General features: G+C 41.1%; 20 protein-coding genes. 8 read left to right on the top strand and 12 right to left on the bottom strand.

Annotated elements, in window-relative coordinates; translation table 11 throughout:
* Positions 1-96: 96 nt before the first annotated feature.
* A complete protein-coding gene (locus TOL9009_RS0113755) occupies positions 97-885 on the bottom strand; it encodes a DUF3598 family protein (RefSeq protein ID WP_029633322.1) in 789 nt (262 codons plus the stop codon).
* Between the two features lie 40 nt (positions 886-925).
* A complete protein-coding gene (locus tag TOL9009_RS0113750; protein ID WP_029633321.1) occupies positions 926-1,291 on the bottom strand; it encodes a Lin0512 family protein in 366 nt (121 codons plus the stop codon).
* Positions 1,292-1,484: 193 nt separating this feature from the next.
* On the opposite strand from TOL9009_RS0113750, the gene TOL9009_RS0113745 reads away from it, so the two are divergent.
* Together TOL9009_RS0113745 and TOL9009_RS0113740 are read left to right on the top strand one after the other, a co-directional pair.
* Positions 1,485-2,507, top strand: a complete 1,023-nt coding sequence (locus TOL9009_RS0113745) for a S66 peptidase family protein (RefSeq protein WP_029633320.1) — start codon at positions 1,485-1,487, stop codon at positions 2,505-2,507.
* Positions 2,508-2,569: 62 nt separating this feature from the next.
* Positions 2,570-3,379 (top strand): metallophosphoesterase family protein, encoded by an 810-nt coding sequence (locus TOL9009_RS0113740; RefSeq protein WP_029633319.1) that lies wholly within the window; start codon positions 2,570-2,572, stop codon positions 3,377-3,379.
* 76 nt (positions 3,380-3,455) lie between these two features.
* On the opposite strand, the gene TOL9009_RS0113735 is transcribed toward TOL9009_RS0113740, so the two are convergent.
* Both TOL9009_RS0113735 and TOL9009_RS0113730 read right to left on the bottom strand, forming a co-directional pair.
* On the bottom strand, positions 3,456-4,343 hold the full coding sequence (locus TOL9009_RS0113735) for a UTP--glucose-1-phosphate uridylyltransferase (protein WP_029633318.1): 888 nt from the start codon (positions 4,341-4,343) through the stop codon (positions 3,456-3,458).
* The gene (locus TOL9009_RS0113730) at positions 4,330-5,364 is read right to left on the bottom strand and encodes a mevalonate kinase family protein (protein ID WP_029633317.1); all 1,035 of its coding nucleotides are present in this window, start codon (positions 5,362-5,364) and stop codon (positions 4,330-4,332) included. Before TOL9009_RS0113730 ends, TOL9009_RS0113735 begins: the two co-directional genes overlap by 14 nt.
* Positions 5,365-5,433: 69 nt before the next feature.
* Between TOL9009_RS0113730 and TOL9009_RS0113725 the strand changes: the two genes are divergently transcribed.
* Positions 5,434-6,309 carry a GNAT family N-acetyltransferase gene (locus tag TOL9009_RS0113725; RefSeq protein WP_029633316.1) on the top strand — a complete coding sequence of 292 codons (876 nt, stop codon included), beginning with the start codon at positions 5,434-5,436 and terminating at the stop codon, positions 6,307-6,309.
* A gap of 879 nt (positions 6,310-7,188) precedes the next feature.
* Here the strand turns inward: TOL9009_RS0113725 and leuS are convergent.
* On the bottom strand, positions 7,189-9,741 hold the full coding sequence (leuS, locus tag TOL9009_RS0113720; protein WP_029633315.1) for a leucine--tRNA ligase: 2,553 nt from the start codon (positions 9,739-9,741) through the stop codon (positions 7,189-7,191).
* Positions 9,742-10,170: 429 nt separating this feature from the next.
* Here leuS and TOL9009_RS0113715 point away from each other — a divergent pair, with 429 nt between their 5' ends.
* Both TOL9009_RS0113715 and TOL9009_RS0113710 read left to right on the top strand, forming a co-directional pair.
* Positions 10,171-10,971, top strand: coding sequence for an Rpn family recombination-promoting nuclease/putative transposase (locus tag TOL9009_RS0113715; RefSeq protein WP_029633314.1), 801 nt, complete (start codon positions 10,171-10,173; stop codon positions 10,969-10,971).
* An 81-nt stretch (positions 10,972-11,052) separates the two neighbouring features.
* Positions 11,053-11,616 carry a hypothetical protein gene (locus TOL9009_RS0113710; protein WP_029633313.1) on the top strand — a complete coding sequence of 188 codons (564 nt, stop codon included), beginning with the start codon at positions 11,053-11,055 and terminating at the stop codon, positions 11,614-11,616.
* Here TOL9009_RS0113710 and TOL9009_RS43450 read toward each other — a convergent pair.
* Positions 11,590-11,841 (bottom strand): hypothetical protein, encoded by a 252-nt coding sequence (locus TOL9009_RS43450; RefSeq protein WP_186227550.1) that lies wholly within the window; start codon positions 11,839-11,841, stop codon positions 11,590-11,592. The two genes, TOL9009_RS0113710 and TOL9009_RS43450, sit on opposite strands and share 27 nt — an antisense overlap.
* 309 nt (positions 11,842-12,150) lie before the next feature.
* Between TOL9009_RS43450 and TOL9009_RS0113705 the strand changes: the two genes are divergently transcribed.
* The 3 genes from TOL9009_RS0113705 (at position 12,151) to TOL9009_RS0113695 (ending at position 16,895) form a co-directional block, all read left to right on the top strand.
* A complete protein-coding gene (locus tag TOL9009_RS0113705; protein ID WP_029633312.1) occupies positions 12,151-12,540 on the top strand; it encodes a DUF2358 domain-containing protein in 390 nt (129 codons plus the stop codon).
* Positions 12,541-12,582: 42 nt separating this feature from the next.
* Positions 12,583-13,773 (top strand): TRC40/GET3/ArsA family transport-energizing ATPase, encoded by a 1,191-nt coding sequence (locus TOL9009_RS0113700; protein WP_029633311.1) that lies wholly within the window; start codon positions 12,583-12,585, stop codon positions 13,771-13,773.
* Positions 13,774-14,141: 368 nt separating this feature from the next.
* Positions 14,142-16,895 (top strand): GAF domain-containing protein, encoded by a 2,754-nt coding sequence (locus TOL9009_RS0113695; protein ID WP_029633310.1) that lies wholly within the window; start codon positions 14,142-14,144, stop codon positions 16,893-16,895.
* Positions 16,896-16,999: 104 nt separating this feature from the next.
* On the opposite strand, the gene dnaN is transcribed toward TOL9009_RS0113695, so the two are convergent.
* From dnaN to TOL9009_RS39075, 6 genes are all read right to left on the bottom strand, one after another.
* Entirely contained in the window at positions 17,000-18,166 is a 1,167-nt protein-coding gene (gene dnaN / locus TOL9009_RS0113690) for a DNA polymerase III subunit beta (protein WP_029633309.1), read from the bottom strand.
* 174 nt (positions 18,167-18,340) lie between these two features.
* Positions 18,341-18,823 carry a TerB family tellurite resistance protein gene (locus TOL9009_RS0113685; RefSeq protein WP_029633308.1) on the bottom strand — a complete coding sequence of 161 codons (483 nt, stop codon included), beginning with the start codon at positions 18,821-18,823 and terminating at the stop codon, positions 18,341-18,343.
* A gap of 392 nt (positions 18,824-19,215) precedes the next feature.
* Complete coding sequence (locus TOL9009_RS0113675) at positions 19,216-20,658, bottom strand: RtcB family protein (RefSeq protein WP_029633307.1); 1,443 nt, start codon at positions 20,656-20,658, stop codon at positions 19,216-19,218.
* Positions 20,659-20,917: 259 nt separating this feature from the next.
* Positions 20,918-21,736: a molybdopterin-binding protein gene (locus TOL9009_RS39080; RefSeq protein WP_038296341.1), complete on the bottom strand. Its 819-nt coding sequence runs from the start codon at positions 21,734-21,736 to the stop codon at positions 20,918-20,920.
* 80 nt (positions 21,737-21,816) lie between these two features.
* Positions 21,817-22,338: an NADAR family protein gene (locus TOL9009_RS0113665; RefSeq protein WP_084763213.1), complete on the bottom strand. Its 522-nt coding sequence runs from the start codon at positions 22,336-22,338 to the stop codon at positions 21,817-21,819.
* Positions 22,339-22,842: 504 nt separating this feature from the next.
* Positions 22,843-23,238: ISAs1 family transposase (locus TOL9009_RS39075; protein WP_144238227.1), on the bottom strand; the 396-nt coding region annotated here is incomplete at its 5' end.

Here is a 23,238-nt window from a genome sequence, read left to right as displayed (position 1 = left end):
ATGCGAATGGTAATGAAACTATTTTCAACTTAGCAAATGCTTAGGCAGTAATGTTAAACCTCTAAACCCAGATGCGTCATATTGGCAGCCGAACTCCTAATCTTGCAAGCTAAAGACTTCGGAAATCAACATCGTAAATGCTCCCGATTTATCATATTTAGTTGTCAGTCTTTTATACTCGTTTTCCGTAACTAGCTTACCAGATACTATCTCAAATTCTTCTCCAATATTAACTTTTTCCGGCACATTGACAACAATCCCATCTGGCAGAGATATCGTCTTATTTTTTCCATTTGTTGGATCTAGTACAAGCTCTTTATTTTCTCCTGAAGCCGATATTTGTAAATCACTATTTAGATATTCTTTTCGTCCGCTCCACTTTCCAGGCAACTTTTCTATTTCTGCTTTGGCTGGTGTATTGGGAAAGCTATTTAGATGCTCGTGAATTATCGTAATTCTCTCCAACTTGCCACTCTCAGCATACATAGTAACTACACTAGTTCGCCAATCTTGATATCTGAAAAATAATTCCCCAGCAAATTTTTTTCCAGCTTCCAATTTTTTTGATATCACGGCATTGTTATCGTTACCAAAGGACACTGACCTTGTAGATAAAAGTGCTGGATGAATTATTCCATCAGGCTGGTTACAAGTTTCCTTGTCAATATGCCAGATTTTTTCTTCCTCTGTCCCGTCGGTGTAGCTATATTTATTAATGTGAGTAATAACAGTTTTATCTTCATTAGCCTGAAATCTTCTCACGGCTTTAAAGGATCTAATAATTTCTTTGTCTGGGGAATACATAGTCCATATTCCATGCCAAGAAATACCTTCAGTCGTGATATGTCCAAATAAGTTTTCCCAGTTTTTATCTTGTAAATTCATAATTTTTCACTTTGACCCATTGACAAAACTGAATACTTTATTATTCAGTTTCAATTAAAACTGTCACAGATGCCACAGCGATCAACATTTCGTCATTTTTATCGTTGAGTGAGGGAATTGCCCGTCCTTGGACAATCATACCCCCAGACTCGACGACGAGAGTTTTGCGACCAAAGGGCAGTACAGCTAGTACTTCTGCTTCTCGCACTTGTTCGGGGTAGGGGACTGCTACCTGAACTTCCACAATCATTTCATCGGGATCGCTTAAACCAGCGACTTCCCAAACACCAGGCAAAGCATTGTGAGCGATCGCATTTCTCACAGCTCTTGCCGCTGCTACTGTCGGTTCTTGTCCATGCTGATCTATCCCCATCGCCATCTCAATAATCAAGCGTTTACGTGCCACAGTTACCTCAAATTATAAAAAATTTACTCGCTTGCATTAGACATAGGTGTAAAAGTTAATTATCCGTTACCCGAAACCCTTGATGAGACGTAGCATTCCTACGTCTCTACATCTTTTTTACCAAATGCTTCCGCGTAATGCATGAATTTGCATGAAGCGAATATTGGTGGCAAATGTTACTATAGCTGCCATCATGAGCATAAATCGCCGCCAATTTATCACAACCTTTGGGCTAGCTGCCTTAGCTACCCCAATACAACCGCTTATAGCCCAAGTTAAGATCGCGCCTAACACCATCATTAAACCACCCCGCCTGCAAGTGGGTGATACGGTAGGATTAATTAGTCCTGCGGGTATCGTTGAGCTTAAAGATGTCGAGGAAGCAAAACTTGCCATAGAATCACAGTTAGGGTTAAAAGTCAAGTTAGGAAAGCATATTTTAGATCGTTATGGGTATTTAGCAGGTAAAGATAGCGATCGCGCTTTTGATATCAACGCCATGTTTGCAGATAAATCTGTCAAAGCGATTATTGCCATGCGCGGTGGCTGGGGTTGCAATCGTATTTTACCTCTACTCGACTACATCCGCATCGGTTCCAATCCAAAAATTTTGATGGGCTACAGTGATATTACATCGCTGTTGTTAGCAATAAATGCCCGCAGTAAAATTGTGACATTTCACGGTCCTGTTGCTACATCTAACTGGAACGAGTTTGCGCTTTCATACGTCAAGCGCATCTTATTTAACAGTGAAGCTGTGACAATGAAAAATTTGGATACTGAAGAAGGAAAAATGCAGGTCATAACAGCAGGAAAAGCTAGAGGTAAACTTGTTGGTGGGAACTTATCAGTATTATCCGCAATGGTAGGGTCGCCTTATCTACCTTCATGTCATAAAAGTATTTTATTTGTTGAAGAAGTAGGTGAAGATGTTTATCGTGTAGATCGAATGCTAACTCAATTAAAAAACGCGGGAATTCTTAACCAAATAGCTGGCTTTGTCTTTGGGCAATGCACTAATTGTAATCTAGGAGATGAACCTTCATTTACTTTAATGCAAGTATTGCAATATCATATAGTTCCTTTAGGCATTCCTGCTTGGTACGGTTCCATGATTGGTCATATTAAGAATAAATTTACCTTGCCAGTAGGCATAGAAGTTGAAATAGATGCCAATATTGGAACTATAAAAATGTTAGAGTCTGCTGTCACATAAATTTTAATTTTGAATTCAAGCATTTTTTCTTTCGACTGCTAACAGCTTAATCAATCAAAAAAATGCAGATAAACTATATTTCCAACCATCCTATTCATCAAATACCATTCATTACCGCTGCGTCCAGTGGTGCCGGGATGGTTGATAAAGTTCTGCCCGTTTTACCAGCACAAGTTGACTCACTACCACCTGGTTTAGAAGCAATAATTGCTACTAGCGATTTACAAGGTAGAGATCCAAATAATCAACGTCTTCTTGGTCATCTTGTCGCTGAAGAACTAGAAATTTTAGCTGAACAGGGAAAAATTCCATCACCAAAAACAACAGGAATTATTTTAGCAGGCGACTTTTACGCCAAAATAGATAAGCGCGGTGGTGTAGGAGATGTACGTGAAGTTTGGCAAGCTTTTAGCAGTCGTTTTCGTTGGGTAGTTGGAGTCGGAGGAAATCACGACAGTTTCGGCAAAACCCCAGAAAACATAATGGAATTTCAAAACGAGCGAGGCATACACTACTTAGATGGTAATACTATTTCTGTAGATGATATTCGCATCGCTGGCATTTCCGGCATTATTGGCAAAAGCAATAAGCCTTTTCGTCGTTTAGAAAAAGACTTTAGAAAAGCCATCCAAAATATCGTCAAAGAATTACCAAATATTTTAATACTTCATGAAGGTCCCAATGATGTAGAAGCCAAATTGATGGGGAACGAATCTATACGTGCCGAACTAGCAACAGCAACTGACTTACTAGTAATATGCGGTCATTCTCATTGGAAAGTCCCCATGACCACCTTCCCTAAAAAAGTACAAGTTTTAAACGTAGACAGTCGTGCAGTAGTTCTCAGAGTCGGGAAATTACCTACAATGTAAAGACGTTCCGGCGGAACGTCTCTACGAGGGTTGCGATGTTATTATTATTGTTAATTAAACGGATATGGTATCAAACCTATAAATTCCGAAAATCAATCATCGTCTGCAAATAAGCATCTGGCAACCCAGTATCAAAACACTTCCCATTCACAACATAACCTGACATCTTCTCTTTTTGCCGCAACTTATCCAAACAAGTTGTTAACTGAAACTCTCCTTTTAACCGCACATTATTTTTAATATCTTCTGCTAAACAATCAAAAATTGTCGGTGTGAGTGCATACAACCCAAATATACATAAAAACTGATCGTCTGGCATCCCTTCCACATGCAGATGCTGACGTGCATACTCAATACTGGGTTTTTCAGATATTTGTGTAACCGAAAGTATCGTATTTTCCTTTTCCCAAACCCCCGTAACACAGCCAAGTTTCTGCAATAACTCTGCTGGCATTGTCGTCAATCCTACCACATTATGGTTGACTTGTTCGTAAACTTCTAAAACTTGACGCGCACACGATTTGCCAATATTTGATTTATAAATGTGGTCGCCTAACATCAACAGAAACGGCTCATCTTTAACCCAATCTTTTGCAGAATATACTGCATGACCATAGCCTTCTTGTTTATCTTGGATTAAAATAGTAATTCTATCACCCAAATCTACCAAATATTTGCTGTATTCCTGATTTTGCGGTGAGAGCTTTTCAAAAAGTTCTGCTTTGGGTGGTCTTTTAAATAAAGTTTTAAAAGTTTTTTTATCCTCTGGTTGCACCACAATCGCAACTTCTTCAATTCCCGCAGTAATCGCTTCTTCGATAATCGCTAAAATTACAGGTTTTGCCCTACCATCTCGATCAATAATTGGAAAAAGTTCTTTTTTCACAACTTTGGTAGCCGGAAATAAACGAGTCCCAAAACCAGCCGCTGGAATTACAGCTTTTCTCACTTTATTTTTTTGCATAAATAGTCAGTGGCAAACATTGCATTTGCGGAAAGTTACCCTCAATTATTTCTATAACTTTTTGTTGACTTTCCTTATCTTTGACGATAAATTGTGCGGTACCATCGCCTTGGGAACCAACACCCTTACCACCATAAATATAAGGTTGAATTGGTTGATAATTAAGAAGTTGGTGCAAGACAATAGCGGTTAACTGTTGGGGACAAGCGGGTATAAGATGCTTGTCAAATTCAGCTTGTGCTTCTTTCATCAAAAAACCAATTTGTTCAGCATCACCTTTTTGCAAAGCATCAATTGCTGAAGAGGTAATTTGATAACTAATTTCACCGAGATATTTTTGCACATTTACTTGTACTTCGGTTGTGGCGAAGGGATAACACTCATTCAGGTTGGTAAGAATTTCTTGGGTATTTTTAGCAGCACCAAGGTCTACGATGACAAAAAATAAATCCTGGGGAGTATTAAGCTCGATGATATCAGTATCACTGCCATCAAATATCATGGAAATGGGGCGATCGCCATAAGCACAAGCTTGATCCATCCTTCCACAACGTGAAGGTGTCGTAATTTCCCCCAGATAAGCAAACTCCATCTCTCCCCGCTGCGTCATTTTTAAGTTATACACTCGATTAAACGCCCTAGCCACCAATACGCAAATTGCCGCACTTGAAGATAATCCTTTTTGAATCGGCAAATCTGTAAAATAATTGTCAATTTCTAATCCACCCACATGAAAGTGTGTCATAAATTGGTAGGCAACGCCAGCAGTATAACTGAAAAAACCGCCGTTTTTCGCTTCAGTCAGCAAAGCCAGCTTGGACATCGGCATTAGCGTTTTCTCGGTAGATGTGCGTAGCACTAGCCAATCTGGGTGAGACTTCACTTCGGCATAAAGTCCTTGATTCGTGCCTACAAGCAGCGTGTAGCCCGCTTTGAGTTGCGGATTGATGCGGCGATATCCTCCAGCCCAATCAGTGTGTTCACCGAATAAACACAAGCGTCCCGGAACAAAAATTTTCATTGCTTTTCAACCTGGAATATGGAAAATTTGATGCGTAGTTTATGTAGTACATTCATTGGTAAGTCCCTTATGAATCAGTATCGCTTTCAAAAGTCATTTGCTGAAGATAAATTAAGCGATCGCCTTTTTAACTTATTGGAAATTGTCTTCCCAGAAATTAAAATTAGCGACGCAGCGCAAGTCGGTAGAATGCTTGGTGCATCGTGGGAATCTGCCTCTACTCCCTTCATCCGCTTGCATGATAACGTTGCAATTAGCCATGTGGGAGTGCTAGAAATTCCCATGCAACTTATGGGACAAAATATCACAGCTGGGGGAATCCACGCAGTGTGTACCCATCCAGAATTTCGCCGGCGCGGTTATTACCGGGAAATTATGGAAGAAGTGCTTGATTACTGCGAATGCCGTTACGATACCCTTGTTCTCACGACAGCACAACCAGAGTTATATCAACCTTTCGGCTTTCGTGTTGTCGGAGAACACATTTTTATCGCCAAATGTGACTCAGTAGGTAGTCAAGGCTTGCGATTAATTGACACTTCTGATCCTAATGACGTGAAATTGCTACACCGACTGTTGGAAACACGCGAACCTGTCTCCAATATCCTAGGCATAGTAAATGAGAAGGCTGTATTCTGCGTCAATGAAGGAAGAAACCCTCTATACTATGCCCCAGACTTGGATGTTATCATTTGCATGGAAATAAAAGATACACAACTTCAGCTTTTCGATGTGGTTGGGACGAGAATCTGTACTTTAGCTGAGATTCTCGAAAGAATTAACATACCCATTCAGGAAGTTGCGATCTACTTCAGCCCAGATCGCCTAAAAGCTAACGTGCAAGCATTATCTCACGTCCTTGATGGAGATTCTCTGCTGATGGTTCGCGGCAACTTTGCGGCAGAAAATGAGAAATTCATGCTACCGCGTTCTGCACGTTGTTGATGATTGTTGATGTGCGATCGCCAACCTCAAAAAATATACTTAGTATTTTTTATACTTCAAATCGCACTCATCAACACTTCAGCTTAGTCTTGTTTATCACCATAAATGATAAGCCATCTGAGATAAACAAGTGTCAGTTAACAAACTGTCACTCACCAGAATCCCGTCTTGAGGGCAAAAGAGATATTCTTAATAGTGCAAGGAGTGATACCACTTCATAATATGTTTGCTACATGTTATCTTTGCGATCCTCTTCAATTAAGAGGTATTGCTAGTTCTAAATGTTGCATCAAACGAGTGGGTTGGTATACAGTTATACGGGAAAGCGCTTGAGTGAGCAAAACTCTCAAGCGCTTGTTCGTGTTTGTATAAAATGATAGAAACCCAGCTTCTAAATCTTGAAATTTACCGAAAATTTGGGTTTAAAGCCCCGTCCTTAAAGTACTGGTTTTTGGTATACTAATCGTAGTGGAAAGGTAATCAACCACTTAAAAAACCTAGCAGTCGAAAGACAGCGCTGAACCTTGAAAATTGAACGCCACTTGCTACAACGGGGGGAACCCCCGCAACGCAGTGGCTCATCTATGCGGTTCTACTGCATTTTTCTAGACTCCACCTCGCAGTAGGTAAAAGATTCAGAGGAGCTAGACGTACAGTATTTGAGACACCTGTTTGTTTCAATTTCAAAAAGGACTCGCTCCGAATGCGAATAGGGTAGGGCATACCCTAATTAACGCTTGGGAGCCAGTGCGTTGGGCGGCTCCGCCGACTTGAAGCACCTGGCGTGGAGAATCCCACCTCTGGACTAGGCACTGCAAGGTACCTATTTTAAGTGGTTTCGTTGAGCCAAGAATCCTCGTACCCTAAGGTCGAGGAGTGTCAACCGATGACGAAGTTTACCAACTTCCCAGGCACCACAATCACCTTTTTAATTTCCTTACCCTCAATGTAACGCTGGGCAATTTCCGATTCACGAGCATACTTTTCCAAAGCTACTTTATCAGCTTGCTGAGGCACTTGAATTGACCCGCGAGTTTTGCCCATAATTTGAATCACCAAAGTAATTTCATCAGCAATCAAAGCAGCAGGGTCAAATTTTAGCCAAGGTTGAGTGTGAACTGAATCACTATTGCCCAACAAATGCCACAATTCTTCAGTAATATGTGGTGCGAAAGGTGCCAGCAACATCACCAAAGTTTGAATACCTTCAACATAAATTGGTGAATCTTTGCAGCTAGCATCAGCAAGGGCATTACTCAACTTCATCAATTCAGAAATAGCAGTATTAAATTGATAATCCCCCTGCAAATCTTCCGTCACTTCCTTGATAGCAGTATGAATTGCCCGTCGCAATTCCTTCTCAGCCTTATTTAATTCCTTCGTAGTGACGCGATTTATCGCGTCCATATTATCAACAGATGTCACTAAACGCCAAACTCGATTCAAAAACCGAAATTGACCTTCAACATCAGCATCTTCCCATTCCAAATCTTTTTCTGGGGGTGCTTTAAACAAGACAAACATGCGTGCAGTATCCGCACCATACTTCGCCAAAGCTTCCTCAGGATCGATGCCATTATATTTCGATTTAGACATCTTTTCATAGAAGATTTGTAACGTTTCCCCGGTTTCTGGATCTCTCGGATTTGCGGGGTCAACTTGTGCCGATGGGATATACTTCCCAGTGATGGGATTTTTGTAAGTTAAACCCTGCACCATACCTTGAGTCAACAGACGTTGGAAAGGTTCATCGAAATTCAACAAACCGCGATCGCGCAACACCTTAGTAAAGAACCGCGAATATAACAAGTGCAAAATCGCGTGTTCAATACCACCCACATACTGATCTACAGGCATCCAATCATTCGTTTTCGCTGAATCGAAAACCTGCTGTTCATTCTTCGCATCAGTATACCGCAAGAAATACCACGAGGAATCAATAAAAGTATCCATCGTGTCAGTTTCTCGCTTTGCGGGAGTGCCACAACTCGGACAAGGCACATTGACAAAAGATTCTAACTGTGCTAAAGGTGAACCACCGCGCCCACTAAATTGTACATCTTCCGGCAACTGCACTGGTAAATCTTCATCTGGTACTGGCACCGTCCCACAATTAGGACAGTGAATTACTGGTATTGGCGCCCCCCAGTAACGCTGTCGGGAAATCAACCAATCCCGCAAGCGATATTGTACCCGCGCTTTCCCAAAACCTTGTTTTTCGGAGTATTTTACGATCGCACTCTTGCCTTCACCAGAAGCCATACCATCAAAGTCACCAGAATTAATCATAATTCCCGGTTCTGTGTATGCTTGTGAAGTTTGTTGTTCGCCATCTTGTGGTGTAATAACCACTTTGATGGGCAAATTCTGTTCTTTAGCAAATTTGAAATCGCGGACATCGTGTGCAGGTACACCCATCACTGCCCCAGTACCATATTCATACAGTACATAATCAGCAATCCAAATCGGAATTTCTTCCCCAGTAAATGGGTTAATTGCCTTACCACCAGTGGGGATACCCCGTTTCGGTTTATCTTCAGCAGTGCGTTCTAACTCGCTTTGGTTGGTAACTTCTTTGACAAACGCTTCCACCGCAGCTTGCTGTTCTGGGGTTGTAACCTGCTTGGTTAAAGGATGTTCTGGTGCTAAAACTACGTAAGTAACCCCATAAACTGTATCCGGACGGGTGGTGTATACGCCGATTTTTTCATCCATCCCGACGATGGTAAATTCTAAGTACGCACCAGTGGATTTACCAATCCAGTTTGCCTGCATCAACTTGACGCGATCGGGCCAACCTGGTAATTTATCTAAATCATTTAACAATTCTTCGGCGTAGTCGGTAATCTTCAAAAACCATTGCCGCAGCAACTTGCGCTCGACTATGGCACCGCTACGCCAAGAACGTCCTTCGCTATCGACTTGCTCGTTTGCCAGTACAGTTTGGTCTATGGGGTCCCAGTTAACAGCAGCTTCTTTTTGGTAAGCTAACCCCGAAGAGAGAAATTGCAAGAAAATCCACTGCGTCCACTTATAATAATCAGGGGAACATGTAGCTACTTCGCGTTCCCAGTCGATTGACAAACCCAAACGCTGCAATTGCTGCCGCATTTGAGTGATATTTTGATACGTCCACTTTGCCGGTGGAACACCTCGATCAATGGCGGCGTTTTCTGCTGGCAAGCCGAATGCATCCCATCCCATCGGATGCAGTACCCGATAACCTTGCATTCGTTTGAGGCGGGCAATTACATCAGTAATCGTATAATTACGGACGTGACCCATGTGCAGGCTGCCCGATGGATAGGGAAACATGGATAAGGCGTAGAATTTTGGCTTGTCGCTGTTTGTAGCTGTTTTGTCTAAGCCGAATGAAATCCATGTTTTTTGCCATTTTGCCTCAATTTCGGCTGGGTTATATCGGGACTCCACAATGAAAACTCCTTCCATGTATGCGATCGCTTCTGCTTCGCTATTGTGGCATAATCTAGAGTTACCTGACGACTTAGAAACTCGATAAAACTTTGTGTGTCAAAAAGTTCAGAAGGCACTTATGCTGGAGGCAGAAGGCAGAAGGCAACCCACCCTTACTCATAGTGGGATTGAAACAAGGACGTTTTATACCGTCCGTGCAAGCCATCTTGAGTATAATTATTTGTTTCAACTGGGCTTTAAACCCACAAAGTAAGTTTTAATTGATACTCCTAACATAAGTGCCTTCTGCCCTCGAACTTCTGCCTTTCTTGTCAAAAAGGTGAGTGGAGTAAATGAAGCGATCGCCTGCGTGTCCGCAAAACTCTCGCTTTCGATACCATCAACTCTGTAAGCTATAATCAGCAGCTTTCGGTACGCGAAATAACAGTGAAAACAGACAGCATTTTCTATAGCTTATTTCAGACATTTCCTAGCATTTTCTTTGAACTAATTAATAAATCCCCAGCCGAAGCAGTTGGCTATGAATTCACCTCTTGCGAAGTCAAACAACTTGCCTTTCGTCTTGACGGTTTATTCTTACCAATCACGAATGATCTAGAAAAACCCTTCTATGTGGTTGAAGTTCAGTTTCAAGCCGATGAGGATCTATATTATCGCTTGTTTGCTGAATTATTCCTCTATTTGCGGCTATACAAACCTGTATCACCTTGGCAAGTTGTGGTTATTTATCCTACTCGTGGTATAGAAAGGGAACAAACCTCACAATTTAGGGAAATGTTAGCTATAAATCGAGTAAAACGCATTTACTTAGATGAGTTAGGAGAACTTGCAGAAACCTCCCTTGGGGTTGGTGTTGTTAAACTTGTTATTGAGGCTGAAGAAACCGCACCACAATTAGCAAGACGTTTAATCGACCAAGCAAAACAACAGTTAACTGATGAAGTTAGTAAACGTGACCTCATCAACTTAATTGAGACAATCATTGTTTATAAATTACCACAAAAAAGCCGCGAGGAGATTGAAGCAATGTTAGGATTAAGTGAGTTAAAACAAACTAAAGTTTATCAGGAAGCCTTAGAAGAAGGTTTAGAACAAGGTAAGCAGCAAAGCAAGTTAGAAACAATACCACGAATGGTAGAGTTTGGATTGAGTTTGGATGCGATCGCTCAATTGTTAGATTTACCTTTAGAAGTAGTTCAGCAAGCAGTACAGCAGACTGATGGATAGATTTTGATAGTTTTTTAGCCTTTAGCGATCGCCTATGTAACCGCAAAACGCTACTCTAGAGGCTAAAGATGAGAAAAAACTATGAAATTTGATGAAATAGCGCTAACGCTGGCAGAGTTATTTGGTGAAGCAGCTGTTGTAGCGATCGCACAGGGATCTTGGCAAGTAGAAACTTCTGGTTTTCGGCTATTAGTACTAGTTAGCGAAGATAATACATGGGTGCGAGTGTTGCTGCCAATTGTGCCAATACAAGAAGCTCAACCTTTATTAGAACAGTTGTTAGAAGCGAATTTTGATGAGACTCAAGAAGTACGCTATGCCGTGTATGAAGGTGTAGTCTGGGGAGTATTTCATCATAATGGTAGCACCTTGGTGAGTGCGGATTTAAAGAGTGCGATCGCCCGACTAATATCTTTATATGAAGCTGGTTTAAATGATGTCTTCAATGGGCTAATTGAAAATCGCATTCGGCAAATTATCCTAGCAGCAAAACAGCAAGGACAATCTCTACAAGCTACTATGCAAACTTTAGAACGCTTTTACGCTGAAGGATTGTTAGGTGAAATAGAACAAACCCCAGAAGCACAAGCAGAAGTTATCGCAGCTTGGCAACGTCAGTTAGAGCGTCTTTGGAACGAAAGTTGATAGTTGATAGTGGATGGTTGATAGTTGATGGTTGATAGTTGATAGTTGATGGTTGATAGTTGATGGTTGATAGTTGATAGTTGATGGTTGATAGTTGATAGTTGATGGTTTATAGTTGATAGTTGATAGTTGATAGTGGATGGTTGATAGTTGATAGTGGATGGTTGATAGTTGATATAGCAGTCCTAAATTAGAGCGTGAACAACAAGATCCCCGACTTCTCAAAAAAGCCGGGGATCTGAGCCTCTCGATTTTCACAACTGATTTAGGATTGCTATAAGTAGATAAGTACGATAAAACCTAACTACGTCCGAAGCGAACGTAACGAAGTGAAGTGTTCGCGTTGGCAAAGCCTCTCGCAGAGAAGCGTCTCCGACAGGAGAAGCAATCACAAGGGTTTCGAGGCTTTTACATTTCGTTACATAGGTAGGTTTATTTGTGCCTACCTACTTAGTAGAATAAATAACACTCAACAAATAAACAAAAACAAACAACCACCAACAACTAACAACTAACCACTATCCACCAACAATTATGGATATTATTCAAATTCTCAAAGAAGACTATCAAAGATTTCCCGTAAATCAAACTTACAGCATCTACGCTGAAGATGTTTATTTTCAAGATCCGCTTAACAAATTTCGTGGGGTTAAGCGATACAAACTGATGATTAAATTCATCAAGACTTTCTTTTTAAATCCGAAAATGGATTTACACGATATTCAAAAAGAAGGAGACACAATTAAAACTAAGTGGACACTCAACTGGAATACACCTCTACCGTGGAAACCACACATCTCTATCCCTGGCTGGAGTGAGTTACGCATCAACTCTGATAGTCTGATTGTTTCTCACATCGATTATTGGAATTGTTCCCGTTTAGACGTGCTAAAGCAGCATTTATTTCCTTTAAAAAGTCGATAATGTAAATAAATGTAAAAAATCCTCATCTAGGACAGATCATCCATGCGCGTAATTTTGATGACAGGCAAAGGTGGTGTAGGTAAAACCTCCGTTGCCGCAGCTACTGGACTGCGTTGTGCAGAACTAGGCTATCGCACACTTGTTTTAAGTACAGATCCCGCACATTCCTTAGCAGACAGTTTTGATTTAGAGCTAGGACATGCAGCACGACAAATTCGTCCAAATTTGTGGGGTGCGGAACTCGATGCGCTATTAGAACTAGAATCAAACTGGGGCGCCGTCAAACGCTACATAACCCAAGTTTTGCAAGCGCGGGGTTTGGATGGGATACAAGCCCAAGAATTGGCAATTTTACCAGGCATGGATGAGATTTTTGGCTTGGTAAGAATGAAACGCCACTATGATGAAGGTGAGTATGATGTTTTGATTATTGACTCAGCCCCCACTGGTACAGCATTGCGTCTGTTGAGTTTACCAGAAATCAGTGGCTGGTATATGCGCCGATTTTACAAACCGTTTCAAAACATTTCTGTCGCACTTAGACCTTTAGTTGAACCTTTTTTTAGACCGATCGCAGGTTTTTCTTTGCCAGATAAAGAGGTGATGGATGCACCTTATGAATTTTATGAGCAAATTGAAGCTTTAGAAAAAGTATTAACTGATAATACTCAAACTTCAGTCCGGCTGATTACCAACCCAGAAAAGATGGTAATTAAAGAGTCTCTTCGCGCTCATGCTTATTTGAGTTTGTATAATGTGGCAACGGATTTAATTATAGCTAATCGTATCATTCCCGACGAAGTACAAGATCCATTTTTCCAACGTTGGAAAGAAAATCAGCAGCAATATCGCCAAGAAATTCATGATAATTTCCTTCCTCTGCCTGTGAAAGAAGCACCGCTTTTTTCTGAAGAACTTTGCGGTTTAGCAGCGTTAGAAAGATTGAAGGAAACGCTCTACAAAGATGAAGATCCAACTCAAGTTTATTACAAAGAAACGACAATTAGAATAGTGCAAGATAATAACCAATACAGTTTGGAACTTTATTTACCTGGGATTCCCAAAAACCAAGTTCAACTTAGTAAAAGTGGAGACGAATTAAACATCACAATTGGCAATCATCGCCGTAATTTAGTATTACCGCAAGCTTTGGCAGCATTGCAACCATCTGGTGCAAAGATGGAAGATGATTATCTAAAAATTCGCTTTGCTGAAGCTGCAAAAATTAGTTAGGTAGAGACGTTCCGCGCCTTACGTCTCTAAGGGTGTAGGGTGTGTTACGGCTTTCGTAACGCACCAAAAATCTGGGATGGTGCTGTACTCTCGGCGATAATATCATGTCTGATAAATTACTTACAATATAAAGACTTCCGCGCCTTACGTCTCTACAACGGTAAGGATATTTTTGTTACTATTAATTAAAGAGCTATAATATCATGATATTTAATATTGTTAGCGTGAATAGTAGTATTTTTATATTAGCAATTTAGCAGATTTATATAAATATAATCAGTGATTTTGCTGAGGACTAAATCAGTTATAAAAGAAGATAATTATTAGAAAATAATAAAATTATTATTTTAATAATTTTCTTAAAAGCAATGACCTCTACCAGAGAAGAAGACTTGCGGGTAAGTCGAAATCAAGAAAATTTGCTGCGTGGCATAACAAACCGTATCCGTATGACGCTAGAACTGCAAGATATTCTCATAGCGACAGTGGGGGAGGTGCGTTCGTTTCTCGGCACAGATCGAGTGATGATTTATAAATTTAATGTCGATAGTAGCGGTCAGGTCATTGCTGAATCTATAAACGATCGCTCGTTACCATCTTTGTTAGGGCTTAATTTTCCCGCTTCGGACATTCCACCTCATGCGCGGGAACTATTTATTAAATCACGAGTGCGATCGCTTGTAAATGTGCACGAGGGCAAAATTGGTCAAAGTCCTGTGTGTGACCCCCAAACTAAAGAAATTATATCTGAAGATTTTCGTTATCGTCCTGTAGACTCCTGTCATGTTGAATATTTGACCGCAATGGGTGTACAGTCATCTCTGGGAGTGCCGATTCTGATAGACGAAAAACTCTGGGGACTATTGGTATCTCACCACTCACAACCGCGTTCTGTTGGGCAAGATGAACTCCAAGTGTTACAGATTGTGGTAGATCAGCTTTCTGTTGCGATCGCTCACAGTACTCTTTTGACTCAAGCTCGTGAAAAAGCTGAACGAGAAGCGATCGTTAGCCGCATTGCGACTTTATTGCATTCACTGCCGACAATTGTATTACAGCCAGCTTTAGAAGCAGCCATTGTTGCTTTTGGCGGTTCTGGTGGCAGACTTTGTATTAGAAATGAAGCTTTTAATTATCAAAATCCCAGCTTCAGAAGTTTCCCGGAATGTTTGATACCTGGAAGCGATGCTGTCAAAGTTTATGTTAGTGGAAAGCAACCTGCAATACCAGAACAAACAATATATCCATTGATGGAGCAGTATCGCGTCTGGCAGGAACACTACAAGTCTCGTAACTATGATGTTTGGGCTATTTCAGATATATATGAAACTCAAAATTTACGAAGTTTACAAGCTACTTTTCAATCAACCCAAATTCGCAGCATCTTGATGATTCCGCTTTGTTATCGTCAGCAATTACTCGGCTATTTAAGTATTTTCCGAGATGAAATAGACACAGAAACTCTCTGGGCTGGTCAATGTGATGGCGACAAGCGGCAACTCTACCCCCGTGTATCATTTGATGTTTGGCGTGAATTTAAAAAGGCACAGGCTCGAAAATGGACGTTTGAAGAGATTCAATTAGCTGAAGAAATCGGTAAACATTTTGCGTCATCATGTCAGCAGTATGAACTATACCAACAAGTACAAGCCTTTAATACTGACTTAGAAAATCAAGTTAAAAAGCGCACCGTTGAACTGCGACGGACAAGTCAACAGCAACAAGCTGTGTTTGGAGTCATTGCCAAAATTCGTGAGTCTCTTGACACCGATACTATTTTTCAAACAACGACTAAAGAGGTTTGTCAACTATTAAAAGCCGATCGCGTTTCTGTTTATCGCTTTGATTGTGATTGGGGTGGTGAATTTGTCGGTGATTTTGAAGCTGCTAGTTCCAACTGGTTGAATGATGAGTATAAACTAGGTATTAATACTGTTTGGAACGATACTTACTTACAAGACACAGAGGCAGGACGCTACCGCAACAATGAAACATTTGCAGTAAATGACATCTACAAGATGGGGTTTACTCAGTGTCATATCGATAATCTAGAGCAGTTTCAGATTCACGCTTTTGTGCTTGCTCCGATCTTTGTCGGACATAAACTTTGGGGTTTGCTAGCAACTTATCAACACTCTGGATCTCGAATTTGGCAAGACTTTGAAGTTAATTTCTTCAGTCAGATTGCTGCCCAAATAGGGGTAGCACTCCAGCAAGCTGAATTGCTTGCCCAAACCAAGCATCAAGCAGAACAACTCGCTCAAGCGCTAGAAGAATTACAACAAACTCAAGCCCAATTAATCCAAACCGAGAAAATGTCCAGTTTAGGACAATTGGTGGCTGGTGTGGCACACGAAATTAACAACCCGATAAACTTCATTTATGCCAACCTCAGCCCTGTCTTTGAATACGCTAAAGGTTTACTTAGTATGTTAGCTCTTTATCAACAGCAGTATCCGAACCCTAGCCGTGAGATTTGCGATCTAGCAAAAGGTATAGACTTAGAATTTATTGCCGAAGATTTGCCCAAAATACTGTCGTCGTTGAAAGTAGGAAGCGATCGCATCCGTCAGATTGTCCTGTCTTTAAGGAATTTCTCCAGGCTTGACGAAGCCCAAATGAAGAAAGTTGATATTCACGAAGGTATTGATAGCACCTTACTCATTTTACAGCATCGTTTGAAACCAGTGCCAAACAGTCGCGGTATTGAGGTAGTTAAAGAGTACAACAACCTACCCTTAGTGGAATGCTATGCCGGACAATTAAATCAGGTGTTTATGAATGTTTTGAGCAATGCGATTGATGCTTTAGAAGAAACATTGGAAAAAAACCCTGGAGAGATAAGCGATCGCCCCCAAATTCGGATTATTACCGAAGTTATAAACAACGATCAAGTGGTGATTCGCATCGCTGATAATGGTTCCGGAATACCCGAAGACATCAAAACGCGAATATTTGACCCGTTTTTTACCACCAAGCCAGTGGGAAAAGGTACTGGCTTAGGTCTATCAATTAGTTACCAAATTGTGGTAAACAAGCACGGTGGTGTCTTCCAATGTAATTCGCAACCAAAGTCAGGTACGGAATTTTGGATTCAAATCCCGATTAGAGTCTTCCAATAAATAGACATCGACCGAATTTAAATATGCATTATCCAGAACCCTTGATTAGACGTAGCAGTGCTACGTCTCTACATTGTTTTCACGTCTATATCTATTCGGCACTTTTAACTTCTTAATTGCACCGGCATTGCTAAATAAGTCATCTTTAAACCGCTTAGAGGTGTAAAAATCACTGGAGTGAGATTTCCATTTAGCTGCATTTGAATTTCTTGAGATGGCAATGCTTTTAAGCCTTCCATTAAATATTTGACGTTAAAGGCAATATCTATATCTTCTCCTGATATTTGTGCCGGCATCGACTCAATAGCGCTACCCACATCTTGAGATTCTACTGATAAAGTAATTTCCCCGGCATCACCGTCCATGCTGATTTTGACGATATTATTTTTTTGATCTGCTAAAACAGCAATTCGCTCTAAGGTGCTAACTAATTGTTTGCGATCGAGCGTTAATTGTCGCTCAAATTGACGGGGAATAAGTAACCGATAAGCGGGATATTGTCCTTCTAAAATTCGGCTTGTTAAACGTTGATTTTGCCATTGAAAGACTATTTGACCTTGATCGAAGTATAAGGCTACAGTTTCTTCTTCGGAGGAACTATGAGCCAACATCCGCTCTAGTTCGCGCATGGCTCTGTTTGGTACTGTCACCTCTAGTTGATTTTCACTGCTAGCAACAGGACTTTCGTTGAGTGTTTCTACAACTGCTAAACGATGTCCATCTGTAGCTGCAAATTCCAGCGCGTCTTGTTTAAGTGTTAAATGTACGCCGGTGAGCACTTGTTTGGTTTCATCGCTACTGGTGGCAAATAAACAACCGCGCAATCCTTCAATTAATGCAGCGGTGGTCAGATGAATTGCTTCGATATTTTCGATTATAGGTAGTTCGGGATACTCTTCGGCTCCCATTGCTCGAAGCTGATAACGTCCACTTTTGGGTGTGAGTGTAACAATTATACCTTCACCGCCTGGGGCTTCGGCGCTACTTGCAGATTCATCTTCTAGGGTGATTTCACCTTCGGGAAGACGAGAGGTAATATCAACAAGTAGTCTAGCAGGAAGTGCGATCGCTCCGGATTGAATAACTTCAGCGTTAAAGGTTGTGCGGATACCCAAGCTGAGATCGAAGGCTGTTAAACTTACTAAGTTAGTTTGAGCATCCGCTTGCAGTAAGATGTTAGCAAGTACCGGATGAGTTGGACGTGATGGAACTGCACGACTCACAATTGAGAGATTGGTACTGAGGTCGCTTTGGGAACAAACTAATTTCATGTTCAGGTCTAGCTGGTGAAGAAATATGCTAGCACCATTGTTGCGAACAATGGTGCTATGTAGGTAGGCGAAAACAAATATAACAGGACTTACGCAAGAACTCTCTCAAACTCTTACTTCTTCTCCGCAAATCGCTCCCAGTCCTACCTCACTTGCCCATTAAGTGGAAAATCGTTAATAGGGGCTTTTTTCAGGATATAAGAGGTTAATGCGTTTCTGCCGTAATGCTGATTCTTCTTTTTGTAGTTGCTCTAACTGCTCTACTGTTTCTTCTGGAACCCCTATAATAGAAGCCATTTGCCGAATTTTTGCCTTTTCCTGTTCATGAAATTCTCCATCAGCAGCACAAGCTCTAATTGCAGTGAGAAGTAAATCTCTCTGTGCTATGGAAACTTGAGGAGAGCGAGCAATGACTTCTTCTAAATCTTCATCCCCCTCATATGTTTTTAACTCTTCAATCACCCAGTCTGCTACTCCCCAAGATGCACAGAATCCAATAGCCCAATCTTTTTCTTCCTGTGAAATAATTCCATCTCCTTTAGCGCAACATAAAACTGATTTCATATAAATGCAACAATCCTCATCTGTAGGGATCTCTTCAAAACCAAAGAACCAATTAAATATCCAAGATTGACCAAGTTTTTTGATGTCAGACATAATTTTTTCCTTGTAGATGCTAGTTGGTTGTGAGTTTGTTTGAATGTTACTTTTTCAGCATATTATTAATCCCTAGGAAAACTCAAGGACAGTTAATATAACGCAAGTTGCTAGTACAGGTCAGCAAGAGGAAAAGGGGCTTTCTAGCGGGGGGCAGGGGGAGAACCCCATAAATTTAGGGGCTTGAAATAAGGACGCATTATTTAGGAGTGCTACGCATCTCGATTGGGAATATTAAGGTACAAACCAAGCCGAATTGTAGGCAAAAGCCCCCTTGCTCCTGATCAAATTGAGGGTTGAAGCCCCACCCCTTGTGGCGTGGTTTTTCTCCCCTGCTAAGAGCTCCCTGCTCCCCTGCTTTTTCATTTTTTATTGCTTGTGAGAAATCAGGGTTAAGCTTTAAAAGTCAAAACCGGACTCAAACGCGCTACAATATCGACCATTTCCGCCTCTACCTGCACATCAATCACTGACTGAATCGACTTATAAGCCGCAGGTGCTTCCTCAATTCTGCGTTCTTGGCGCAGTGTGATGCAGTCTACCCCCGTTAATCTGAGTTCTGACTCACTTTGCGATGCACCTTGACGAGTCAGGTCAAAGCGGCTACGCACTCTTCCTGCCCCATGTGAAGCGGAATTGCAAAAGGCTGGATTTCCTCTACCCACCATTAGGTAAGAATAATCACCCATTGAGCCGGGGATAATTACAGGTTGTCCGGCATAAGCGGGACAAGCACCTTTGCGAGTTATCCAAGAACCCGATTTCTCAGACAAAGTGATGTTATGAGGTAAGTCATAAACTAAGGGTGCTTCCACATATGAGTAAACTTCTCGCAAACGCAGACGTAATAGTTCTGCTAACATCAAGCGATTAATAAAGCCATAGTTGGCAGCTGTTGCCTCAGCTTGCAGATAACTAGCAACTAATTTGGGGTGGGAATGCACAGAAAGAGGAAAAATGTGCGAGTCAGGATACTTCAAACCTTTTTGCCAAGCGGCTTTAGTTTTATCTCGCCACATTCCGCCGATGTATTTACCTACATTGCGAGAACCTGAGTGAATCATAAATGCAAGTTGTCCTTCTCGCACTCCCCAAGTGTGGGCGATCGCACGATTTTCAACTTGATCAACTCGCTGCACTTCTACAAAGTGATTCCCCCCACCAATTGTAGCCAATCCGCCATCGCGCACCAGTCCATCATCGGGTACAAGTTCTTCGGGTGCAAGTTTCCAATTTCCATCCATTGAACCATCTAAGAAAATGCGATCGCTTTCTTGGACGATTTGCGGCAAATTAGATTTGACAAAACTGCCTGTAGGTGAATCCAACATCGCATCTAACCAACCGGGAACCCCGTATTGAAACATGGCGCGAGATGTTTTCGCTGTCATGGTGACATCGCGGGTGCCGAAGAAGTAATCACCCTTCATCAATTCCACAAAGCGATCGCGCTTTGCTAAAAATTCATCGATTGTCAAATCGACGACATGCAAACGCATCCCACAATTGATGTCAGAACCGACAGCCGCAGGAATAACTTGACCTTCAGTTTCTATTATTGAACCAATGGCAATTCCGGCATCACCTGGGTGAAAGTCAGGTGTAGCACAGGCACGGCAAACGCAACCGCCTGCGGGGTGGCGAACGCTTGCCAGATTCGCTAACTGCTTCAGTGCCTTCGCTTCTACGGGAAAGCCTAGCGGCAGTAGTACTTCTGCTACTGGCACATCCGAATTATCACGTAACCGAACCGAATAAGTTTTGTTGTTGTAAGTTACATCTAAACCCTGCCGCGCTAAAGCACGCAGGAGACGATTGAGATTTTTGGGCTGCATGAATACTCAAATGTAAGTCTTATAAAAGACTCTTGATAGTGAAGAGATTGGGGAGACTTGGGTTCAGCAGCCGCGTCTCAAGTAATGTAATAAGTCGGTTCCCAGAGTTTTGGGGAAGACGAATTATATATGAAATCTTAGTAAAGTTGTCAATAACCTTTTTAACACATATTTATCTCAAGTGACAAGTGTATTCAAAGGGGGTAGGGTGTGGGGGGTGGCTGAGTTAACATTTTGACTACACCCATTAAAAGAAAGGTTAGTTAGAGGTAGAATCTATTGATATACCTGCCAACATCAATTCTTCTTCAAATTCTTGTAGTGTTGTGTTTAAATTATTTTCTAATTCTTCTTGACAATTACCAATACCAGAAAAAATAACTCTTAACTTAACATCTGAACCAAAATTCTTTGGTCTTGATTTTATGTAAATTTTATCTTGATTTTTTTCAAAAATTTTCTTGACAATAGGAGCTAAAATTGATTCGTCATTACAATTAACAATTACAACTCTTTCAATAAATACACTGTTGCCAAATATAGTTTTGAGGATTGGTTGCAAAGGCTCTTCAAAAATTTTCTTTAATTCTGTAGGCACACCTGGTAGACAAATTATCGTGGAGTTTTGTACTTTCAAAATCACTGCTGGTGCTGCTCCAACAGGATTTTCAACAGGAGTGGCATCTCTAGGTAGAATACCCATCTTTTTTCTAGCCAATGTGATTTCAGAGCTATCAACATATCCTTGACTTGCAAAGTATTCGTATCTTTTCTTTACAAAAGATATAGCTTTTACGTTAAGCTCTAAAGACCGATTTGTCGCTTGAGCAACGGCTTCAAGAGTCATATCATCTACTGTAGGTCCCATACCCCCTATTGTAATAATCAAGTCTATCTTTTGCTCTATTGCTGATTGAATTTCTTTGCTGATAGCGTTCAAGTTGTCTCGAACCAACACTACACGTTTCACCAACCCACCCATACCTGTAATTCTCTTAGATATCCAGTTAGTGTTCGTATCAAGAACATCTCCAACTAAAACTTCATTACCTATTGTTACTATTTCAATTTGAATCATAGAAATGTAATTGATTCATCGGTGGTGCAGGAATAAACTGCTTTTGGAAGCTTTTTAAAGGTTTTCGTTGAGAGTTAAAGTTAACTAGAATGACGAAGTATAGTTCGCACTTCCATCAAAATTTGCCCTAGTCTATTTTTACCACTACCATCTTCTCCGCAACCCCAATAATAGTCATGCAGGGTAGTTTCTACTAGTAGTTGATGAGCAGTTGAGAGCAGAATATCTCGAATATCTGCATGGTTTTGGAATTTAGCTAACACTGCTTTCTTCATGAACTCATCTTTGACTTGCCTCCAGTCTAAGCGGAGGGGAAGGGAGCGATCGCCTCCGATATTGGCTGCTTCTAAAGGGGTTTTCACCTGCTGCACTTTTTCAAAATAAGGTGTGCCGACAAACTTCTGTGCTTGAAAATAGTGTTCGCTGGTTTTCCAATAAAAGTTATCCAATATAAAATCATGTTCAGAGAAGTTACAAAAGCAACCGTAGGGAATTTCATGATCGAAACAAAAATAGATTGTTTCTTCGGGGAAATGCACAAACTTTACTTTCGATTCTGGAGATAGATGTTCTAAATTTGGAAGCAGGGATTTGTCTTGCATTGGTATTGAAATATCTCGAACTATTTTTGAATTACCACACAACTGGCGTTACTGAGCAGTTTTAGTTTACCTTATATATTCTCAGTTTGAAAGCGAAGATGCAATAGCAGTTAAGTCAGTACAAGGCTCTGCATTAACATAACAAGGCTCTGCATTGGCATAACAAGGCTCTGCATTAACATAACAAGGCTCTGCATTGGCATAACAAGGCTCTGCATTGGCATAACAAGGCTCTGCATTGGCATAACAAGGCTCTGCATTGGCATAACAAGGCTCTGCATTAACATAACAAGGCTCTGCATTAACATAACAAGGCTCTGCATTGGCAATCTGACAGGAAATGTCACAACCGATCGCATTTTAAAATGCAGGGGATGCGATCGCATTGTAAGTGGTTACGCAAAAATACTTATGTCAGAAGCGTTTCGTTGTATTCAAAAGAGTGCAATTCTTCAAAAAATCTCAACCCCATATTATAGCGGTTCTCCGTTAATTGATGTACAGTCAGACTTCTCTCCAACAAGGAGAGAGACTTTGAGTCTTACTCCCCTTCCCGGAATAGGGAAGCAGGGTGGTTTCATACAAAGAAAGAAAAAACTTTGTGTAGTTGATTAGAGAGGGCGCGTTGTGCTTGAGGAATAGTTCGGAAACCGAGTTTGCGGGCGATCGTAATGAAAAGTTGTGTAAAATAGACCAATTGACAGGAGCATTGCCACCACGACGTGGTGGAAAGTCTTCTTGGAATGTCACATCTCGAACCCAATGCAGTCGATTTTCGATGCCCCAATGCCCTTGAATGTCACAAAGTAACTGTTGAGCTTCGAGATATTGACTACATATATAGAATTGACGCTCGTAGGATGGCTGACCATTGCGCTCACCCTGACGCTCGACAACCAC

The organism is [Scytonema hofmanni] UTEX 2349 (assembly GCF_000582685.1).
GTDB lineage: Bacteria > Cyanobacteriota > Cyanobacteriia > Cyanobacteriales > Nostocaceae > Hassallia > Hassallia hofmanni.
The sequence above is the reverse complement of the archived record's forward strand: the minus strand, read 5'-3'. Positions and strand labels throughout refer to the sequence as shown.